This is a genomic window from bacterium (assembly GCA_021372615.1).
GTDB lineage: Bacteria > Armatimonadota > Zipacnadia > Zipacnadales > UBA11051 > JAJFUB01.
The window spans coordinates 1-17,822 of the sequence record JAJFUB010000163.1 but is presented as its reverse complement, the minus strand read 5'-3'; the positions used below and the strand labels follow the sequence as shown (position 1 = coordinate 17,822).

Sequence of the window (17,822 nt, the reverse complement as noted above, 5' to 3'; positions counted from 1 at the left end):
CAACGGCGTTGCGCGGGTAGGTTCCCGGCGCCCGCCCGGCGAAGTCTATACCTCACATCCTATGCGGAGGCGGAACATGCGCCCTGTGCTGTCGCTGGCGGCCCTGCTCTGCGCGGCCACTCTCAGCCTCGCCCAGCTCTCCCCTACTCCCTGGTGGAAGGCCGCCGTCTGCCCGATGGTCGGCCCCTTCAACAGGACTTCGGGCACCCCCGGCAAGACGCCCGAGCAGATCCTCGACGACTTCCAGCCCGAAGTGGCCGAGTGGAGTTGCCTGCCTGAGTTCGTCAACCATCCCCACCGCACGCGCAAGATCCTCGGCGGGCTGGAGTACCAGGAGTTCCCGCAAGGCCCCAAGCGTGACTACCAGCTCTGGCAGGACAAGTTCGGCTTCGCCTTCGAGCCCACCGAAGACAACGGGGTGGCGGTCAACAGCACCGGCAAGCTCCAGACGCTCCGGTATGGCAGCGAGACCCCGCTGCTGTACTACGTCTGCCACAACGCGCCGCGCTGGCATGACTTCCACAAGGACTCGATCCTCCGCGCCGCCAAGGACCCGACGTGCGCGCTGGTGCGCCAGGACAACATCGGCTCTCCCTGCGGCGTGGGCTGGGACAACGGCGGCTGGTGCAAGTGGTGCCTGGCCGGCTTCAAGGCCCGATTGCAGGGCCTCGCTCCCGACCGCCTCAAGGCGCTCGGCATCCCTGACATCGCCACCTTCGATGCCAAGGCCGCCCTGCAGACGGCCCTGAAGAAGCCGGCCGAAGAGAAGCTGGAGGACCCACTGCTGCGGGAGTACACGCGCTTCATGCTGGCCTCGAATGTGGGGCACTGGCGGGACGAAGTGGCAGCCTCGCACGCGGCGCGGCCGGAAGTGCCCATCTGCGGCAACCAGGGGGCGCACGGCCTGCCCCCGTACCCCTTTGTGCTGCTGTCCGATGCCAGCGACCTGATCTTCCTGGAGAACAGCAACCGCGCCTTTGGCACGAACCCCAACAGCCTGTGGTATGCGCTCAACCTCGCGGGCGGGCGGCACAGCAAGCCCGCCTGGATCTGGGACTTCGGCAGCAGGGCCTACATGGACCAGGTCGCGGGGTCGCAGGTCTTCGTCGCCGAATGCTACGTTCACGGCGCCACGCCGTACTATGAGATCAACAACCTGGGCTGGGACCCGCAGAAGGGCTACGTCAGCATCCCGATGGGCGTCGCCACCTACGAGGCGCTGGCGAAGTACGCGCAGTTCGCCCACCAGCACAGCGACCTGCTGACCGGCAACTATGCCGCCGACACACGGGTGGCGCTGTTGTACTCGGTGCCCTCGTTCGCCCCGCGCTACCTGGGAGCGACAGGCCTCGGTGGCGGTGTGGCCGGGACGAAGGCGGCCGGCGACCACTTCGTCGGCTTCGCCCGGGCCCTCGAAGCGGCCCACGTGCCCTACAACATCGAGGTCATGGGCGACGCCGAGCTATGGCCGGACAGCGACCTCGACCGGCGTCTGGCGCAGTACGGTCTCGTGATCTGCCCGGGCATCGAGGCCCTGTCTGACGCCCAGATCGCGAGCCTGCGCAAGTTCCAGCAAGCGGGCGGGCGTCTGGCCATCTCCGGACTGTTCGCTACGCGCGACGAGAGCTTCGCCAGACGGGCCCAGGCAGCGGGGACCGACCTGCTCGCCAGCCCTCGGACGCTGCGCCTGCAGGATGAGCCGGCCGAGTTCCTCACCGCCAACGCCATCGGCGCGGCGCGCGGCGCGTCGCAGACGGTGCAGGTGAACCAGACCGAGGCGAAGCCGCTGGTGGTACGGGGCTGGAGCAAGGCGGAGCAGGTCTCGGGTCCGACCGACAACCAGTACGGGCTCTGGGTGGACCTCACCTACACCGACGGCACGCCCCTGTGGGCGCAGGTGGCGCCGTTCAAGGCGGGGACGCACGACTGGCAGATGTCCGAGTTCGTCATCCACCCCGGCAAGCCGGTCAAGTCCGCCACGGTCCATGCCCTGTTCCGCTACCACAGCGGCCAGGCGTGGTTCGACGACCTGTTCTTCGGCGAGCAGGGCAGCGACACGAACTTGCTGCAGAACCCCGGCTGCGAGGGCGGCGACGGCAAGCAGGTCCCCGGTTGGGAGGCGTTCCTGGGCTGGCAGAAGTCGCCGGCGGGGTATGTCCCTGACACCGCCGTGGCGCACTCCGGGCAAGGCAGCATCACCGCTTCGATCCCGCCGCCGACGGGCGAGGCCCCCGCGCGCACAGCGATGCTCAAGGCCGTCGCGCAAGCGCTGATGGGTGTGCCGCACCTGGAGACGACCGCCCCGGCAACGGTGCAGATCAGGCCCTACCGCCACGGGCAGCAGGTGATCGTGCAACTGCTCAATGTAGACCTGGACGCCGACAAGGACGAGATGAAGCCCTGCGGGCCGTTCACGGTGTCGGTGCCGCTGCCAGCGGGAACAAAGCGGCTGGTCGGGTCGGTCACATGGTCATCGCCCGATAGCGGGCAGGAGGGTTCCACACTCACGGCGGAGGTGCGGCAGGGCGTGGTGACGGTCAAGGTGCCAGGAATCCACATCTGGAGTATCATCAGCTTCAGAGGAGAGTAAGCAAGGGGGGTTAGCAGCTTGTCGCGCAGGTATCTGGCGTTGGTGCAGATCGCGTTTGTCGCCGTCTTCGTACTCATCGCAACCCAGGACCGCTCGGGCCTCAGGTCGCGACAGCAGACGGAGCAGGTCATGCAGCAACTGGGGGTGGAGTGGCAGTACCCCGGCCCGCCGGTGGTGCTCATCTTCGGCCCCGGCTGCGGGGACTGCGCGGTGTTGCAGGACCTGCTAGACGGCCAGGGGGTCGCCTACGAGCTGGCGGACGTGACCCAGGCTCCGCACGCCCGAGAAGTGCTCCAGGAGTTGAGCCACAACAGGTTCGGTTGCTCGACCGCGCCCACCACGCCGACGACGCTGGTCGGCACACGCGTCATCCGCGGCCCCGATGCCAGGGCGGTGGTGAAGGCGATCAAGGAGCAGGCAGACTGGTAGGCTGTCGCTCCGGCCGGCGGGGAGAAACGGTGGGGCCGGCTATCAGCCGGCCCGTTGTTCACTGCTCACGTCTGCTTGTGCCCAGAGGTCCGCACGGCGGGCCGGATGATATCCGGCCCCTCCCCCCACAGCCACGCCGCCTTGCTACTGCACGATCTCGCGGAAGTCGGCGAGTTGCAGATACAGCGTGTCCAGCTCGCGCATCATCGCGAGGCGGTTGTTGCGCAGGTCGGGATCGTCGGCGTTGATCATGACCGCCTCGAACAGCGTCTCGATCGGCTCGCGCAGGGCTGTGATGGCCTGCCAGACCGCCGCGTAGTCGGTCGTCTCGGCCTGCTGCAATGCCTCTACCCGATCGCACGCCGCCGTGAACGCCGTCCAGAAGGCCCTTTCCGTCTCGTGCTCGAACAGCGCCGGCTTCACCGCTACCCCAGCGGGCAGGTCGGTGTTGCGCCAGATATTCGCGGGGCGCGTAGCCGTGTCCACCTGCGCCTCAAAGTCGGCGGCATCCTCGCGGATCCGCTGCAGTGCCTGCGCCCGCTGCATGATCTCCACCGGGTCGTTCCACGCGCCACCCAGCGCGGCTCGAACCGTGTCGTACGGCAGGCCCGCGTCCTGTAGTGTGGCCTCGATGCGCCCGGCCACGAAGTCCATCAGGGCAGTGGCCGCGTCAGCCGGCGACAACGCCCCCTTCGGCAGAGGATCGGGCTCGGGTACCAGCCCCACGGACTCGGCCACCAGGGCGCCCAGTGGCACGTGCATATCGCCGGCCTGCAGGATGGCCAGCACCGCCTGCGCCTGGCGCCGCAGGCCCTGCGGATCGCGCGTGCCCCGGGGGATCATTCCCAGCGAGAACGCAGCCGCGAGGTTGTCCATCTTGTCGGCCAGGGCCAGCAGCTTGCCCGCCATCGTCGCCGGCACGGGGTCGTCCGGCCGCACGGGCAGGTACTGCTCCGCCAGCGCCTGACAGACTTCCGGCCGCTCCCCGGCCAGACCCGCGTAGTGTCCGCCGATGACCCCCTGCAGGGCCGCCAGCTTGCCGTCGCCGACCATCAACGTCACCTGGTCGCACTTGGACAGCAGGGCCGCCCGGACGGCGATGTCGCGCTCGTTGGCCGGCATGCCAAGCTGCCGCCCCAGCCAGATCACAAGCTGCACGATCCGTTCGGTCTTATCGTGCAGCGTGCCGAGCGACTCCATGAACGTGACGCGCTTGAGCGCCTCCAGCCGGTCGGGCAGAGGCGTCTTGAGGTCCTCCGTCAGGTAGAACTCGGCGTCCTCCAGGCGCGGCACGATGACCTTCTCGTTGCCGCGGCGGATGTTGTCCTCGCCCTGGCCCTCGCCGTTGCGGGTGATGATGAAGTGCGGGAGCAGGCGCCCCGCCTCGTCCTGCACCGGGAAGTACCGCTGATGCTTCTGCATCACGGTCACCGGCACGGACTCGGGCAGCGCCAGGAAGCGCTCGGGGTAGCTGCCGAGGAGGCATGACGGCCACTCGACGAGGAAGTTGTTCTCCTCCAGCAGGTCCTCATCCAGGCGCGGGTTGCCGCCCACGGCCGCCGCTGCCGCCACGGCGCGGTCGCGGATCATCTCGCGGCGCTCGTGATGGTCGGCGATCACGTGCTGTGCCCGGAGGGTCTCCAGATAGGCCGCAGGGCTGCTAATCGGCACATGGTCCGACCCCAGGAAGCGATGGCCGCGCGTGGTACGCCCGGCCTTGACGCGGGCGAACTCCCAGTCGAGCACCTCGTCCCCCAGCAGCGCCACCAACCAGCGCACGGGCCGCGCAAACCGCTCCTCGCGGTCGCCCCACTTGAGCGTCTTGGGGAAGACGAAACCCGTCATCATGCTCTCGAGCAGTCCGGGGATCACCTCGGCGGCCGGGCGGCCCTGCCCGGACACGGTGGCGTAGACGAAGGAGCCCTTGTCGGTCTCCTCCACACGCAGTTGATCCACGCTCAGGCCGTTCTTGGCGGCGAAGCCCTGCGCGGCCTTGGTGGGCTTACCCTCGGCGTCGAAAGCCGCCGACGCCGGCGGGCCCTTGACCTCCTTGACTTCGTCCGGCTGGCGCTCCGCCACGCCCGCCACGAGCGCGGCCAGACGGCGCGGCGTGCCATAGATGCTGACCGCGCCATGCTCCAGACGCAGGGCGGTAAGGCCCTCGGCCAGGGCCATGCGCATCTGCTCCAGCGCCGGCACGATGACGTCCGCGGGGATTTCCTCGACACCAATCTCGATGAGTAGATCAGGCATGGTAGCTAGGAGCCATCGGTTATGAGTTGTGGTACGCCCGACACTCTTGTCGGGCGATGAACGCGGCGCGCCCGACAGGAGTGTCGGGCGTACCAGAGCCATGGACTACTGGGCGAGCAGCGGGTACCCCAACGCTTCGCGCTGGGCGACATGGGCCTTGGCCACCGCGCCCGCCAGGTTACGGATGCGGCCGATCATCGCCGGGCGCTCGGTGATGCTGACCGCCCCGCGCGAGTCGAGCAGGTTGAACGTGTGCGAACACTTGAGCACATAGTCGTACGCCGGAAGCTGCAGGCCGAGTTCCAGCAGGCGCTCGACTTCGGCCTCGTAGAGCCGGAACAGCTCCCAGAGCATGTCAATGTTGGCAACCTCGAAGTTGTAGACGGAGAACTGGCGCTCTTCCTCACGCCGCAGCTCGCCGAACTTGATCGTGTCGTTCCACTTCAGGTCGCGGTAGTGGTCCACATCCTGCATGTACATCGCCAACCGCTCGATGCCGTAGGTCAGCTCCACGGCGACGGGGCTGCAGACCATGCCCCCGGCCTTCTGGAAGTACGTGAACTGCGTGATCTCCATGCCGTCGAGCCAGACCTCCCAGCCGACGCCCGAGGCGCCCAACGTCGGGGCCTCCCAGTCATCTTCCACGAAGCGGAAGTCGTGCTGCAGCGGGTCGAGGCCCAGAGAGCACAGGCTGTCCAGGTATGTCTCCTGAATGCCGTCGGGCGAGGGCTTCAGAATGACCTGGTACTGCAAGTGCTTCTGGAAGCGGTTGGGGTTCTCGCCATAGCGCCCGTCGTCCGGCCGGCGGCAGCCCTGCACGTAGGCGACGTTCCAGGGCTCGGGCCCCAGGGCGCGCAGGAAGGTGTCGGGCGTCATGGTCCCGGCGCCGACCTCCACGTCATAGGGCTGGGCGATGATGCAGCCGCGCTGGGCCCAGAAGTCGTCGAGATGCTTGATGATCTGCTGGAAAGTCATAGGTGGTTCCCGTAGGTGAAGGCTGGCGTGTGAAGGCTGTGGGAGCGGTCACCGACCGCGACTTCCGTCAGGCCAGTCGCGGTCGGTGACCGCTCCCACGACGCGCCGCCAGCCATTGTACCACAAACGCAGCGGACGGGCCATTGCTGACCCGTCCGCGGGAATCGTTAGCGCCCGGCGTCAGGCGGTGTGCGCTCGCAGTCTCTGCACCTGCTCCGGGGCGACCTGGGGCAGCTTGCGCCGGATCCGCGACAGAGCGTTATCTATGGACTTGACCTTGCAGTCCAGCTTCTCCGCCATCTCGCGGTAGGACTTGCCGGTGCGGTACTCGGTGAGGACCCGCCACTCGAACGGCGAAAGCTCCTCGCGCAGCGTCTCCTGCAACAGGCGCTCGCCCTCTTTGCCCAGCACGATGGTCTCGGGGTCCACCTCGGGCTTGCAGGTGAGCACCTCGGACAGCGCGCGGTCCTCACTGTCGCCGCTGGGGGGGGCTTCCAGGGAGACGGAGGAGTTCAGCGGCGCCTGCTTCTGCCGGGTGGCAGCCTTGATGGCCGAGATCATCTGGCGCTGAATGCAGACCTTGGCGAAGCAGGCGAACGACGTGTGGCGGTCAGCGCGGTAGTCGGTGATGGCTTCCCACAGACCGATCATGCCGATCTGCAGCAGGTCATCGCGCTCGGCGCCGACCAGGAAGTACGACTTGACCTTGGCGCGGACTAGGTTGCGGTATTTGTACAGTAGGTACTCTGTCGCTTCGACGTCACGCGTTTCCTGCGCGCGCCTCACGAGCTCCTCATCCGACAGCGGATCCTGCGAATGGCCCACCAAACGGGTTCCGGCTTCGCGAAAGAATTCCGCAGCATTAACCATTTGTCACCTCGGCTAATGACTCTCTGGAGGTTGCTGGTCCGTGGGCCCCGAGTCCCCGGACGTGTACTCGGTTTCGACGGTGCTGCTAGAGATCAGGAGAGCCGCCAGGCCCACCAGCACGGCCCCGATCCCGACCACGGCCACCGGTAGCTCCGCCACCGGCTGCCCCAGGATCTGCCACCTGATCAGTGTGAGTTGCTCGACGAGCCCGCGCCTCACTCCTTCCTTCGCCCGTTCTTCAAATAGTCTCAGGCCGCCTACAGCGGCGTCTTCGAGGATAGCCAGGGCAGCGACCACATCCCCCTCCGCCTCGTCCAGGGCCGCCATGGCCTCTTTGTAGCCCACACCCATCCGCTCGCGGATCAGGTCCACTTGCGCCAGGTCATGCACACTCAATCATCCCCGGACCGGGTCACGAGCGCCCGGTTGGTTCGGCCACATTGGTGGAGCCGATGCGGCCCATGAACTCCAGAAAGCCGTGCCACCCACGCAGCTCATATATCTGACCGCCCAGTGCCGAGTTGGCATAGACCGGGGCGGTCATGCCGCCCGGCGAGGCCAGGATCACGGCGCCGTACAGGGCGTGGGCCAGGATCAGGCCGGTGAAGATGCCGACCACGCCCGCCAGGGGGCTGTCAAAAGAGCCGATGTCCGTCGGCGCGTAACGCTTGAGCAGGATGGTCAGGACCGCGACGATGGCAAAACCGATGATGACTGTCACGGCATACCCGGTGGCATAGCTGAGGCCGGGGAAAAGGCTGCGGTAGCTCGATCCGGCGATCTCTACTACCAGCACGGCGCCCACCATGGCGCAGAAAGCCGGCACGAAGCCTCGCTTGCTCTCGACGATGCCCATGGCGATACACAGGGCAATCGCGACGAAGTCAGGCCAAGTCATGAGGCGTATCCATCCTGTGCGCACCGACGGTGAACCGGCGCGCGCGCGGATTGTCTGCCCTCAAGCGACGAGAGTGGGGGGATCCAGAGCGCTGCGAGTGGTAGCGAGGAGTGTGACGAGAGGCCTGGGCCCCACGGCCTTCTGCTATGTGCCACAAAGTATACCGGAAACCTGACACCCAGTCAACGGTAAGATTGCCGTAAACGGGACGGCACGGGGCGGGCCGATACCGGCCTCGCCCCTAGAACGACGTCTGGAACTCCAGGCGCCCCTCAGTCGCGTCATCTTCCAGAGTGGCGCTGGCGGCCATCTGCTGCTTGACGGTCAGACTGATCCGACCGGCGGTGCCCCACTTGTGCGAGTATGAGATGCTCAGCAGCGAGGTCAGGGGAATCGTGCTGGCCGTCACCGTGGACTTGGCTGTCGGGGCGTAGTCGCCGGTGTAGAAGGCCACTGCCAGCTTGCCGCTCTTGTCCTCTTTGCCGCCGTCCAGCTTGATGCGAACGCTCTGGTCGTTGTCGCCTTCCTCGTCATAGGCGAGGTAGCGGTAGGCCACTTCCATGGTGACGCCACCGAGGATCTTGCGCCCCAGGGTCGCCTCGTACTGGTCGGCCTGGCGCACCGTCGAGCCATCGGGCGCTACCGGGTTGGCGGCATAGCTGAGCTGTAGCGAGCCGCCCAGTGCCTTCATCGCCAACTCCACCGCCTGCAGCGGCTCGGCCCGCGCCGGCTTGTCCTCATAGCGCCAGCGCACACTGAAACCGTCGGGGTTGCCATGCTGCAGCGACAGCGCCACGGTACCGTCGTCATCCTGCCGCTTGTACGAGCTGGTGTCATACTCACAGTAGGCGGCGCTGACAGCGACCGTCCGCTTGTCACCGGCCGTGACCTCGAAGCGCCGCGCGGCGTCCACTTCGGTGCCGTCGGACGCCTCGTAGGAGGCCAGGCCGGCACGCAGCCCGATCCCGGACTTGCCGCGGTCGCGCACGAGTTCCACCAGGCGCAGGACGTTGGGTGTGGTGGTGCTGGCTGCTTCGGCCTCCGAGAACCGCCCCACCAGCGACGTCTTGTCACAGATGGCCCACTTGGTCTGGAGCTGGCGGCTGATCGTCGTCTGCGTGTCGCCCTCGTCGTCCAGCTTGTACTGGGCCTCGATATGCAGCGGCTTGAGCGGATCGGCGGTGAGGCTGACGCTGGTCACGTCCTCGGCGCCGGTGGTGCTGGTGTCGGTGGAGGTGCGCGATCCGGTGAAGCTGGCGACCGTGCCCAGCTTGATGGTGGGCAGCGTCACGGCGAACTGCTCCACCTCCGTGGTCGCCGACGAGGTCTCAGTCTTCACCGTCTGGTGGTGCAGTGTCGCCAACCCGCCGAGCAGGGGGGCCGTCAGCTTCTGCGCCAGTGTCTCTGTGTCAGAGCCGGACTTGTGCAGGACGATGCGCGTGCCCTCGGTGCAGAAGTCGCTGCCGGCCAGACGGAAGGGTGCGACCAGCTTGGTGGTGGTCGTCTCCACCATGCCCGAGCCACTGTCCTGCCCCACGATCTGGTGGTCGAGGCTCCCCGCCTTGCCTCCCGTACGGAAGGGCAGAAGCAGATGCGTGGTGCGCTTGCCGACCTCCACCCCATCGGTGGTCGTGAAGGCCGAATGGTACTCGGCGATCCCCTTGCCGCCGCTCAGCGCCAGCGGGACATTGAAGTCCATCTTCTCGATGACGATGTCCTGGCGGTTGTTGAACTTGTGGGTGAGGAGGTAGCTCTGTGCGTTCTCGCTGCCCGCGAACTTGAGCTTCAGGACGGCCTCGAGGTTCGTCTGGTTCAGCGCCCCCACCTCATCGGTGGTCAACTGGCTGGCCTTGAACGACAGATCGCTGCGCTTAGTCAACCCGCTGGCGAACGCGAGGGCGTCCACCGTCGTGGAGACATCGCCGGAGGCGAGTTCCTGCGTGGTGATGGTGCGGGTGAGGGCGAGCGACGAGGCGCTCTCGCCGCCGCCGAAGGACTGCTTGAGCCCCATGACATCTACGCGCGTGCTGTCCAGCGACAGCCCAACGACGTCCTTGGTCTCGGTGGTGGTCGAGGAGAAGCTCAACGCGGTGCTTCCGAGATCGAGTCCGGCCTCGGTGACGGACTTCTCCTGGTACGCCATGTCCAGCAGCGCGGAGGCGCGGTCCACGACGGTCCGCGTGAAGCTGCGGCGGAGCGACATGAGGCCGCCGTTCATGCTGAGGTCGTAGGTGTTGGCGGTCGGCACGACGAGGGCGTTCGTGTCCGTCGTCTGCGGTGCTACGGACTCCAGCTTGATGGTGGCCGGGCGAATGCTCTCGAGGTAGAAGGTGGCGTGGTCCGAGGCGGAGGTGTCATCGGCCACCACACAGGTCGCCGCCAGCATCACAGCGGCGGCGAGGGCCAGGAGCATCTTCGGTTGCGGTCGCAGCGGGGTGATCATGATGAACTGGTTCGATTACACCGGCCGATGGTATGTAGCTTAGCACGCCCGCAAGGTTCCTTGCAACCCACCATTGCACGACGATGGCACAGAGATCCAGTGTGGCCAACCGTCGTCAACAGTAGCTGCTTAGACATGCCTGAGACGGAATGGCCTCAGGAAAAGTACGACCGCCCGTAGTGAGTACGAGGCGATGGTGTGGTGTTCCGGAGACACCTCCTCAGCGCGAGCGGTCCGGTACTCAGAGCCGGCCACAGTCTGTGCCCGATCTCCCTTCCTGTAGCGCGGGCGGCCTCGCCCGCGCGACGGGTCTGGGGCAGGCGGGGCTGGATGTTCAGATGTAAACATAAACATACTTGACATTTATACGCTCAATGCATATGATGTCCCTACCAACACACGAACAAGGGAGTGTGACCACCATGTCGCTGATCCGATGGTATCGCCCCGGACGCAGGATGCCTGCCGTGTGGGATCAGATGGAGCAGATGGCCAGGGACATGAGCCGTTTCATGCCCTGGGCTGAGGAGGGGGACGCCCACCAGTTGGGCATACCCGTGGATGTCTACGAGAGCGATGACGAGGTCATCGTCAAGGCTGAGGTGCCGGGCATCAGGAAGGAAGACCTGGAGATCAACCTGCAGGACAATGTCCTCACCATACGCGGCCAGACGAAGCAGGAGGAAGAGGTCAAGGAAGAGGGCTACTACCGCAAGGAGCTGCGCACGGGCAGCTTCTACCGCGCGGTCACGCTGCCCGCGGAGGTCAAGCAGGACGGGATCACCGCCACCTGTGAGAACGGCGTCTGCACCATCAAGGCCCCCAAGGCCAAGGAAGAGAAGATCGGCAAGAAGATCGAGGTGCACTAGACCCGTCACACAGCGGTCACAGGACAGGCCGGCGCTCGCGCCGGTCTGTCTTCTTTGCGACTGCCGGCAGGAGGTGCGTGGCCGTGAGACGAACATCCTCATGATGACGCCAGGCCTCTGACACTCCAGCAAGGGGGTAGATGCGCATGTCAGAGTTCCGCTTCAGACGGGTTGTGCTTCCCCTGTCGTGTCTCCTCATGCTGTCGGGCCTCCACGCGGCCGAGGTGCCCACTACGGCGCGGTACGCCCGGCTGTCCCTCCCCCCCACCGGGGCCGAGACACTCCTCGTCAAGCTGCGCTCCGACGGCGCCTGCAAGCTTCGCAATGTGCTCTTTGCGGATGTGAACGCCAACGGACAGTTCGAGCCCCGGGAGAAGTCGGTGGGGAAGGTGACGGAGATGGGGAGCGGCCAGTTCGCGTCGTGCGTCCTCCCGGCGGTCGCTGTGCCGTTCCGTCGGGGCGGGGACTGCGCGGGCCGCAATGTGGTCACCGTCCACGTAACGCGGTATCAGAGGCGCGGGCAGCCAGTGGAGGAGTACTGCGGGGCGATGGTCCGCTGCGAGCTGCAGCGTGGCACCGAGCGCTGGGTGTACTACGGCGCCTGCCGGATGACCACAGCTCGCAGTGTGGAGAACCTGCCGCCGGGTGGCTGGGTGCGTGGCCCGCAGCTTGAGGTAGCGACGGCGCCGGACGAGGCGACGAAGGGGCAGACCGGTATCGGCGTGACACTGGCCGGGTCCGAGTTCTTCGTCTCGCAGGCTACGCACAACGGGCAGCCCTGCCTCGTGACAGTCAAGGTGACCACGGCCGACGGGAAGGTCGTCCACCAGGGCAGCGCGGGGCTGGCGAAGATGGCGTTTGGGTGAGGCGGGCCCCAGTATTCCGTGCGAATACCAAGAGGGCAGTACAGCGTGGCCGCAACCACGGACCTGGGGCCGATAGGGGGCGAACTCAGCGGGACTACGCAACTGGAAGTGAAGTAGCGCCCCACAGATAGCAGGCCCGCCGGCCAAGCAGCGGGCCTGCTGCCATCTGACCGCTGCCTAGGCCTGCCGCTTCCGCCCGGTGCGCTGACAGTGGGAGCAGAAGTACGTGCTGCGCCCGACCTGCACGATCCGCTGGATCGTGCCCTCGCAGCCCCGGCGGCGGCAGGGCTCCCCCTCATGGCCGTACACCCGCAGCTTGCGGCGAAATGCCCCCTGATCGCCATTGGCCGTCCGGTAGTTCATCAGCGTGGTCCCGCGGTACTCGATGCTTTCGCCCAGGACGCGCTCCGTCTCGCGCGCGATGCCGCGCAGCTCGTCCGGCTTGACGCGGCGGGCCGGCGTGCGCGGGTCCAGGCCCACACGGTGCAGAATCTCCGAGGCGTAGATGTTCCCAATGCCCGCGATGCCCCGCTGGTCGAGCAAGGCCACCTTGATCGCCACGCGCTTACGGCTAAGCCACTCTGCCAGTGCCGCCTCGTCCACGCGCAGGCCGTCCTCGCCGATGTTCCGCAGCAGGCACGCCTCCCCCACGCAGTCCCCACGCACCAGCTCCAGCCGCCCGAAGCGCCGCGCGTCGTCGAACACCAGCCGGCGTCCGCTGTCGAGGTGGAAGATGACGCGGGGATGGGCCGGCACGTCATGCTCCGGCTCCAGGCCGAGCCAGTGGCCGGTCATGCGCGGGTGTGCCAGCAGCACGGCGCCATCATCCAGGCCCAGCATCAGTACCTTGCCGCGCCGGCCGAAGGAGACGAAGCGCCGGCCCTTCAGCCCCCGGGCGAAGGCGCGGGCTGAGCCCTGGATGACCTTCTCATCCAGCACTTGCACACGCGCGACCACGGCCTGGTCGGCCAGGGCCTCCAGGTCGCGTCGCATGGTTTCTACTTCGGGCAGCTCAGGCATGGCGAAGGCGGGTGTTGGGCATTGGGTTCTGGGGACTGGGGACGGCTGCGGCCAGGCCCTAGTGCCCATCCCTCAGTAGCCCGTAGATGATCGCGTCGATCAGGGCCTGCCAACTGGCCTCGATGATGTTCTCGTGCACACCGACGGTGCCCCAGTTGCGCGTACCGTCGGTGGTCTCGATCAGGACGCGGACCTTGGTGGCCGTACCGCCCTCGGCGGTCAGCACGCGGACCTTATAGTCCACCAACTGCAGTCGCTGCAGCCTCGGGAACAGCTCCGTGAGCGCCTTGCGCAGGGCGTTGTCGAGCGCATTGACGGGACCGTCACCGTCGGCGGCGGTGTGCACTTCCCGGTCACCGATGCTCACCTTCACGGTGGCCTCGCTATACGGGTCGGAGTCCTCGTCGAGCTTGGCGATCATCACGCGGTAGCCGTGCAGGTCGAACATGTCCTCCAGCTCGCCCCGCAGCCGCAGGGCGAGCAGCTCCAGCGAGGCCTCGGCGGCCTCGAACTGGTAGCCCTCGTTCTCGAGGTCTTTGACGTGCCGGAGCACCTCGGCGACGATCGGGTCCTTGCGGTCCAACTCCGGCCACACGCGCTGCAGCTTGCCCACGATGGTGGACGACCCCGAGTAGTCGCTGACCAGGATGCGGCGCTGGTTGCCGACGACCTCCGGCTCGATGTGCTCGAAGGACTCCGGGTGCTTCATCACGGCATTGACGTGCATGCCGCCCTTGTGCGCGAAGGCCGAGGAGCCGACATACGGCGCGCGCGAGTTGGGGATCAGGTTGGCCACCTCGGATACGTAGTGGCTCACGGTCGTGATCTCCGCCAGCTTGCCCTTGGGCAGGCAGCGGCGGTCGAGTTTGAGCTCCAGGTTGGGGATGATGGTGCACAGGTCGGCGTTGCCCGTCCGCTCGCCAAAGCCGTTGAAGGTGCCCTGCACCTGCCGGCAGCCGGCCTGCACTGCCATGAGGCTGCTGGCCACTGCAGTGCCGGAGTCGTTGTGGCAGTGGATGCCCAGTGGCGTCTCCACCTGCTGGCGCACCGCCGCGACGATCTCGACGACCTGCGGGGGCATCGTGCCACCGTTGGTGTCGCACAGGCACAGACAGTCGGCGCCGCCGCGTACCGCCGCGTGCAGGCAATCGAGAGCGAAGGCGGCATCGGACAGGTAGCCGTCGAAGAAGTGCTCGGCATCGAAAATGACCTCGGTCACCTGTGACTTGAGCCAGGCGACGGAGTCCTCGATCATGCGCAGGTTCTCGACCAGCGAGATGCGGAGTATCTTGGTGGCGTGGAAGTCCCAGCTCTTGCCGAAGATCGTCACGACCGGGGCGCGGCTGGCCACGAGGTCGCGCAGGTTGTCATCGTCCTCGGGGGCGATGTCGGCGCGACGGGTGCTGCCGAAGGCCGCGATCTTGGCGTGGCGCCACTTCATGTCGGCGGCCCGCTCGAAGAACTCGCGGTCCTTGGGGCTAGTCGGGTTCGGCCAACCGCCCTCGATGTACGCCACCCCGAAAACATCCAGGCGCCGCGCGATCCGCAGCTTGTCATCCACAGACAGCGCAATGCCCTCGCCCTGGCAGCCGTCGCGTAGGGTCGTGTCATAGATCAGGGTGCGGTTGCTCATGGTCGTTCCTTCCCTGCCGAGGTGTGTGGCCCGGAGAACAAAAGCAGGCCCGCCTCTGACATACAGAGACGGGCCTGCAGTAGTCCCGTGGTACCACTCTGTTTGACGGTGCTCCCCCGGTGGGGAGTGCCGCCCTCTCAGTCGGTACAGGCCGCTGTCCCCTCACCCCGTCGCTGCGCGACTCCCCTCTCCCTGCGACGCGCAACGTCGCGATGGGACAGGGGACGGGGGTGAGGGCGGTCGATGCCGCCTTCCCGATAACGGTGGAAGCTCCGGCGGAGTCTACTCGGGCTGGTCCGGATGGTATCCGGCCCCTCCGTTTCGGTCCGCGGCTCAAGGGTGATATTCACCGCCGTCTTGCCCACCGGCTCTCACCATCCCGGCTCGCTCCGCGCCCTCACGGACGCCTCGGGTAGTCTCGGCGGCTACTCGTCCCTGTCGTTGCCATTATTCGGTTGTATGGCGTTACTATAGTACATGACGCCGCTAGATTCAAGGCCAAAGCAGTGCTGGACGTGATCTCGGGGAGTCGGTGAGGCGCCGAACCAACCAGGGCGGACCGTACCCGCCCTACAAGACCCTCACACCAGCCGCCGCAGGATGTCCCAGTACGCTCCCCGCGCCCCGTCGCGGATGGCGTCGGCCAGCACGGTGTTGTCATCGTAGTTGTAGTCCGCCTGCGTCTCATCGGGCCAGCCGAAGAGGAACCGCCGGTCGCCCCCGATCAGGTCCCGCAGGTGCGGGATGACATCCTCGCCCAGGCCGGCCTCGACGTAGTGGATGGGCCACGCCATGTGCTCGTTGTCCGCCACGCGGCCGCGCAGGTGCGGGTTATCCGTCGTGAGCCCCTGCGCCAGCACCGCGCGAGAGACTGCCGTGCCGGCATATAGCCTCATGCCGAAGGACACACCGACACAGTCGGGCCCGATCTCCTTCATCAGCTCGATGCTGCGGCGGAGGGACGCGCGCGTCTCGCCCGGCCCGCCCAGCAGCAGGTCGCACATGAAGGTCAGGCCCTGGCTCCGGCACAGCCGCGCTGTCTCACGGATATCGTCCGGCCCGTACTGGCGACCCAGGCGGCGGAGCATCTCCGCATCGCCGGCGTCGGTGCCGAAGTTCACGCCCGCGCAGCCCGAGCGCACCAGCAGGTCGGCTAGCTCCGCATCGAACGGAACCGGCGACAGATACGCCCACCAGCGCCACTGCTCCCCCAGCCCGGCCGCGACCACCGCCCGGCACACGCCCTTGGCGTGCTCGAGGGGCAGGTTGAACTCGGCGTCGCACAGGTGAATGGCATCCACACCCTGGGCGATCAGGTGGCGGGCCTCCTGCGCGACGGCCTGCGGGGGGCGCAGGCGGCAGCGGGTGCCCTTGCTGAGCGGGTCGGCGCAGAAGGTGCAGGTCATCGGGCAGCCGCGCTTGGTCTCGAGCCCGGCCTGGCCGCCCTGAGCGAAGTAGCGGGCGTTGTCGAGATGATTGCGCGCCAGGGTCGTCTGACCGAAGTCGGCATAGGCCGGCGGTGTGCGATGCGTGCCGGCGGCGTCGCGCCAGACCAGCCCCGGGATCCGCCTCATGTCCCCACCATCAGCCAACGCGGCCGCCAGCTTGGGCAGCGCCTCTTCCCCATCGCCCACCACCCCGTACTCGGCGCCGGTCAGTTCCAGGATGGCCTCCGGCGCGGCGGAGTAGCCCGCGCCACCGAGCACTACCGGCTGGTCACTGTGTTCGCGGAGGCCCTGCAGGAGCTGCTGCATGTCCGGGATGAACGAGTGCTGCGTGGCGCAGTAGCAGTCGTCGGAGTTGCGCATGGTGACGGCGATGAGGCGCGGATCGTGCTCCCGCACCGCCGCCGCCAGCGCCGCCGCCGGGTCGTCGGCGAAGCACAAGTCACACAGGGCGAAGGGAACGCCGGCGTCTTCTAGCGCGGCGGCGAGATACTCCAGCGCGAGCGGCGCGACAGGCGGCGACATGCGGTTGGGGTTGACGAGGAGGACGGTGGCAGGCATGGGCGGATGGTTCGGTATTGAGTGTAGCGAGACCTGCGGCGAAAGGCGGGAACGGCGTCCTCGCCCCTACTCCTCTCCCTCGCTTCGCTCCGGAGAGGGGAACGGCAACGACTGCCTGCCCGCCCCCCGCCGTTCGTTGACTTCACTCGTGGGCCCGCCTATAATCCTCCTTCACAAGGAGTCATCATTGTGCGAGTTGTAGTGCAGCGCGTGACGCAGGCGGCGGTGCGAGTTGACGGGGAGATCGTGGGGCAAATCGGCCGGGGCCTGCTGGCTCTCGTGGGCTTCCGGCCCGGCGACGGCGAGGCCGAGTTGGACTGGATGGCGGCCAAGCTGGTCGGTCTGCGGCTCTTTGAGGATGCCGACGACAAGATGAACCTGTCGGTGGAGGACGTGGACGGGGAGTTGCTGCTGGTGCCGCAGTTCACGCTCTACGGCGACTGCCGCAAGGGGCGGCGGCCCGGCTTCTCCGACGCCCTCGCTCCCGATCAGGCCACGGTGCTTTTCGACCGCTTCTGCGACCTGTGCGCGCGGTCCGGCCCGCCGGTGGGTCGCGGGGTCTTCGGCGCGCACATGCAAGTCTCGCTGGTGAATGACGGTCCGGTCACACTCATCATTGATCGGGATCAGGGGTCGGCCACCAGGGATTAGGGCCGGGCGTACAGTCTCGATGAGGGAGTTCCATGCCTCGCCGACGTAGCACGTCAAGCGAAGCGGCGCGCAAGCGCAGAATGGCCGCCGCACGGGTTCGACGAGCCGACTATCTGGCCGAGAAGGGCGTTCTCGAACACGCGATCACGCACTACGAGAAGGCGACCGAACTCGACGGCCACAACCCCGATGCGCGCGTGAAGCTCGGCGATGCGTACTTCGAGGCCGAGATGCCGCGCAAGGCCTACCAGGCGTACCGCAAGGCCCTCAAGATCCACCCCCGCCACGCTGAAGCGCATTTCTGCCTGGGCGAGTTCTA

15 protein-coding genes are annotated in these 17,822 nt (G+C 67.0%); 6 read left to right on the top strand and 9 right to left on the bottom strand.

Annotated features, from left to right (window positions below; all coding sequences use genetic code 11):
- Positions 1 to 76 precede the first annotated feature (76 nt).
- Together LLH23_23105 and LLH23_23100 are read left to right on the top strand one after the other, a co-directional pair.
- A complete protein-coding gene (locus LLH23_23105) occupies positions 77 to 2,590 on the top strand; it encodes a hypothetical protein (protein ID MCE5241364.1) in 2,514 nt (837 codons plus the stop codon).
- Between the two features lie 18 nt (positions 2,591 to 2,608).
- Positions 2,609 to 3,019 (top strand): hypothetical protein, encoded by a 411-nt coding sequence (locus LLH23_23100; protein ID MCE5241363.1) that lies wholly within the window; start codon positions 2,609 to 2,611, stop codon positions 3,017 to 3,019.
- 144 nt (positions 3,020 to 3,163) lie between these two features.
- Here the strand turns inward: LLH23_23100 and glyS are convergent, their stop codons facing one another.
- From glyS to LLH23_23070, 6 genes are all read right to left on the bottom strand, one after another.
- Positions 3,164 to 5,272, bottom strand: a complete 2,109-nt coding sequence (glyS, locus tag LLH23_23095; GenBank protein ID MCE5241362.1) for a glycine--tRNA ligase subunit beta — start codon at positions 5,270 to 5,272, stop codon at positions 3,164 to 3,166.
- A 105-nt stretch (positions 5,273 to 5,377) separates the two neighbouring features.
- The gene (glyQ, locus tag LLH23_23090) at positions 5,378 to 6,247 is read right to left on the bottom strand and encodes a glycine--tRNA ligase subunit alpha (GenBank protein ID MCE5241361.1); all 870 of its coding nucleotides are present in this window, start codon (positions 6,245 to 6,247) and stop codon (positions 5,378 to 5,380) included.
- Positions 6,248 to 6,427: 180 nt separating this feature from the next.
- On the bottom strand, positions 6,428 to 7,117 hold the full coding sequence (gene sigH / locus LLH23_23085) for an RNA polymerase sporulation sigma factor SigH (protein MCE5241360.1): 690 nt from the start codon (positions 7,115 to 7,117) through the stop codon (positions 6,428 to 6,430).
- Between the two features lie 12 nt (positions 7,118 to 7,129).
- The gene (locus tag LLH23_23080) at positions 7,130 to 7,507 is read right to left on the bottom strand and encodes a hypothetical protein (protein ID MCE5241359.1); all 378 of its coding nucleotides are present in this window, start codon (positions 7,505 to 7,507) and stop codon (positions 7,130 to 7,132) included.
- A 22-nt stretch (positions 7,508 to 7,529) separates the two neighbouring features.
- Entirely contained in the window at positions 7,530 to 8,015 is a 486-nt protein-coding gene (locus LLH23_23075) for a hypothetical protein (GenBank protein MCE5241358.1), read from the bottom strand.
- Between the two features lie 241 nt (positions 8,016 to 8,256).
- Positions 8,257 to 10,458, bottom strand: a complete 2,202-nt coding sequence (locus LLH23_23070) for a hypothetical protein (GenBank protein ID MCE5241357.1) — start codon at positions 10,456 to 10,458, stop codon at positions 8,257 to 8,259.
- A 422-nt stretch (positions 10,459 to 10,880) separates the two neighbouring features.
- On the opposite strand from LLH23_23070, the gene LLH23_23065 reads away from it, so the two are divergent.
- Together LLH23_23065 and LLH23_23060 are read left to right on the top strand one after the other, a co-directional pair.
- The gene (locus LLH23_23065) at positions 10,881 to 11,327 is read left to right on the top strand and encodes an Hsp20/alpha crystallin family protein (GenBank protein ID MCE5241356.1); all 447 of its coding nucleotides are present in this window, start codon (positions 10,881 to 10,883) and stop codon (positions 11,325 to 11,327) included.
- Positions 11,328 to 11,467: 140 nt separating this feature from the next.
- Positions 11,468 to 12,193 carry a hypothetical protein gene (locus tag LLH23_23060; GenBank protein MCE5241355.1) on the top strand — a complete coding sequence of 242 codons (726 nt, stop codon included), beginning with the start codon at positions 11,468 to 11,470 and terminating at the stop codon, positions 12,191 to 12,193.
- 177 nt (positions 12,194 to 12,370) lie between these two features.
- Here LLH23_23060 and mutM read toward each other — a convergent pair whose 3' ends face one another.
- The 3 genes from mutM to LLH23_23045 form a co-directional block, all read right to left on the bottom strand.
- Complete coding sequence (mutM, locus tag LLH23_23055) at positions 12,371 to 13,213, bottom strand: bifunctional DNA-formamidopyrimidine glycosylase/DNA-(apurinic or apyrimidinic site) lyase (protein MCE5241354.1); 843 nt, start codon at positions 13,211 to 13,213, stop codon at positions 12,371 to 12,373.
- 58 nt (positions 13,214 to 13,271) lie between these two features.
- The gene (cimA, locus tag LLH23_23050) at positions 13,272 to 14,846 is read right to left on the bottom strand and encodes a citramalate synthase (protein ID MCE5241353.1); all 1,575 of its coding nucleotides are present in this window, start codon (positions 14,844 to 14,846) and stop codon (positions 13,272 to 13,274) included.
- Positions 14,847 to 15,427: 581 nt separating this feature from the next.
- Positions 15,428 to 16,852, bottom strand: coding sequence for a radical SAM protein (locus LLH23_23045; GenBank protein MCE5241352.1), 1,425 nt, complete (start codon positions 16,850 to 16,852; stop codon positions 15,428 to 15,430).
- A gap of 189 nt (positions 16,853 to 17,041) precedes the next feature.
- Here LLH23_23045 and dtd point away from each other — a divergent pair, with 189 nt between their 5' ends.
- Both dtd and LLH23_23035 read left to right on the top strand, forming a co-directional pair.
- Entirely contained in the window at positions 17,042 to 17,503 is a 462-nt protein-coding gene (gene dtd / locus LLH23_23040; protein ID MCE5241351.1) for a D-tyrosyl-tRNA(Tyr) deacylase, read from the top strand.
- Between the two features lie 32 nt (positions 17,504 to 17,535).
- A partial coding sequence (locus LLH23_23035; protein MCE5241350.1) for a tetratricopeptide repeat protein occupies positions 17,536 to 17,822 on the top strand: 287 nt, incomplete at its 3' end.

What these genes read in the sequence shown, in the direction of transcription:
- cimA (MCE5241353.1), bottom strand. Translation starts at nt 14,846, where the DNA reads ATGAGCAACCGCACCCTGATCTATGACACGACCCTACGCGACGGCTGC.
- sigH (MCE5241360.1), bottom strand. Translation starts at nt 7,117, where the DNA reads ATGGTTAATGCTGCGGAATTCTTTCGCGAAGCCGGAACCCGTTTGGTG.
- glyQ (MCE5241361.1), bottom strand. Translation starts at nt 6,247, where the DNA reads ATGACTTTCCAGCAGATCATCAAGCATCTCGACGACTTCTGGGCCCAG.
- LLH23_23060 (MCE5241355.1), top strand. Translation starts at nt 11,468, where the DNA reads ATGCGCATGTCAGAGTTCCGCTTCAGACGGGTTGTGCTTCCCCTGTCG.
- glyS (MCE5241362.1), bottom strand. Translation starts at nt 5,272, where the DNA reads ATGCCTGATCTACTCATCGAGATTGGTGTCGAGGAAATCCCCGCGGAC.
- mutM (MCE5241354.1), bottom strand. Translation starts at nt 13,213, where the DNA reads ATGCCTGAGCTGCCCGAAGTAGAAACCATGCGACGCGACCTGGAGGCC.
- LLH23_23065 (MCE5241356.1), top strand. Translation starts at nt 10,881, where the DNA reads ATGTCGCTGATCCGATGGTATCGCCCCGGACGCAGGATGCCTGCCGTG.
- LLH23_23105 (MCE5241364.1), top strand. Translation starts at nt 77, where the DNA reads ATGCGCCCTGTGCTGTCGCTGGCGGCCCTGCTCTGCGCGGCCACTCTC.
- LLH23_23070 (MCE5241357.1), bottom strand. Translation starts at nt 10,458, where the DNA reads ATGATCACCCCGCTGCGACCGCAACCGAAGATGCTCCTGGCCCTCGCC.
- LLH23_23075 (MCE5241358.1), bottom strand. Translation starts at nt 8,015, where the DNA reads ATGACTTGGCCTGACTTCGTCGCGATTGCCCTGTGTATCGCCATGGGC.
- LLH23_23045 (MCE5241352.1), bottom strand. Translation starts at nt 16,852, where the DNA reads ATGCCTGCCACCGTCCTCCTCGTCAACCCCAACCGCATGTCGCCGCCT.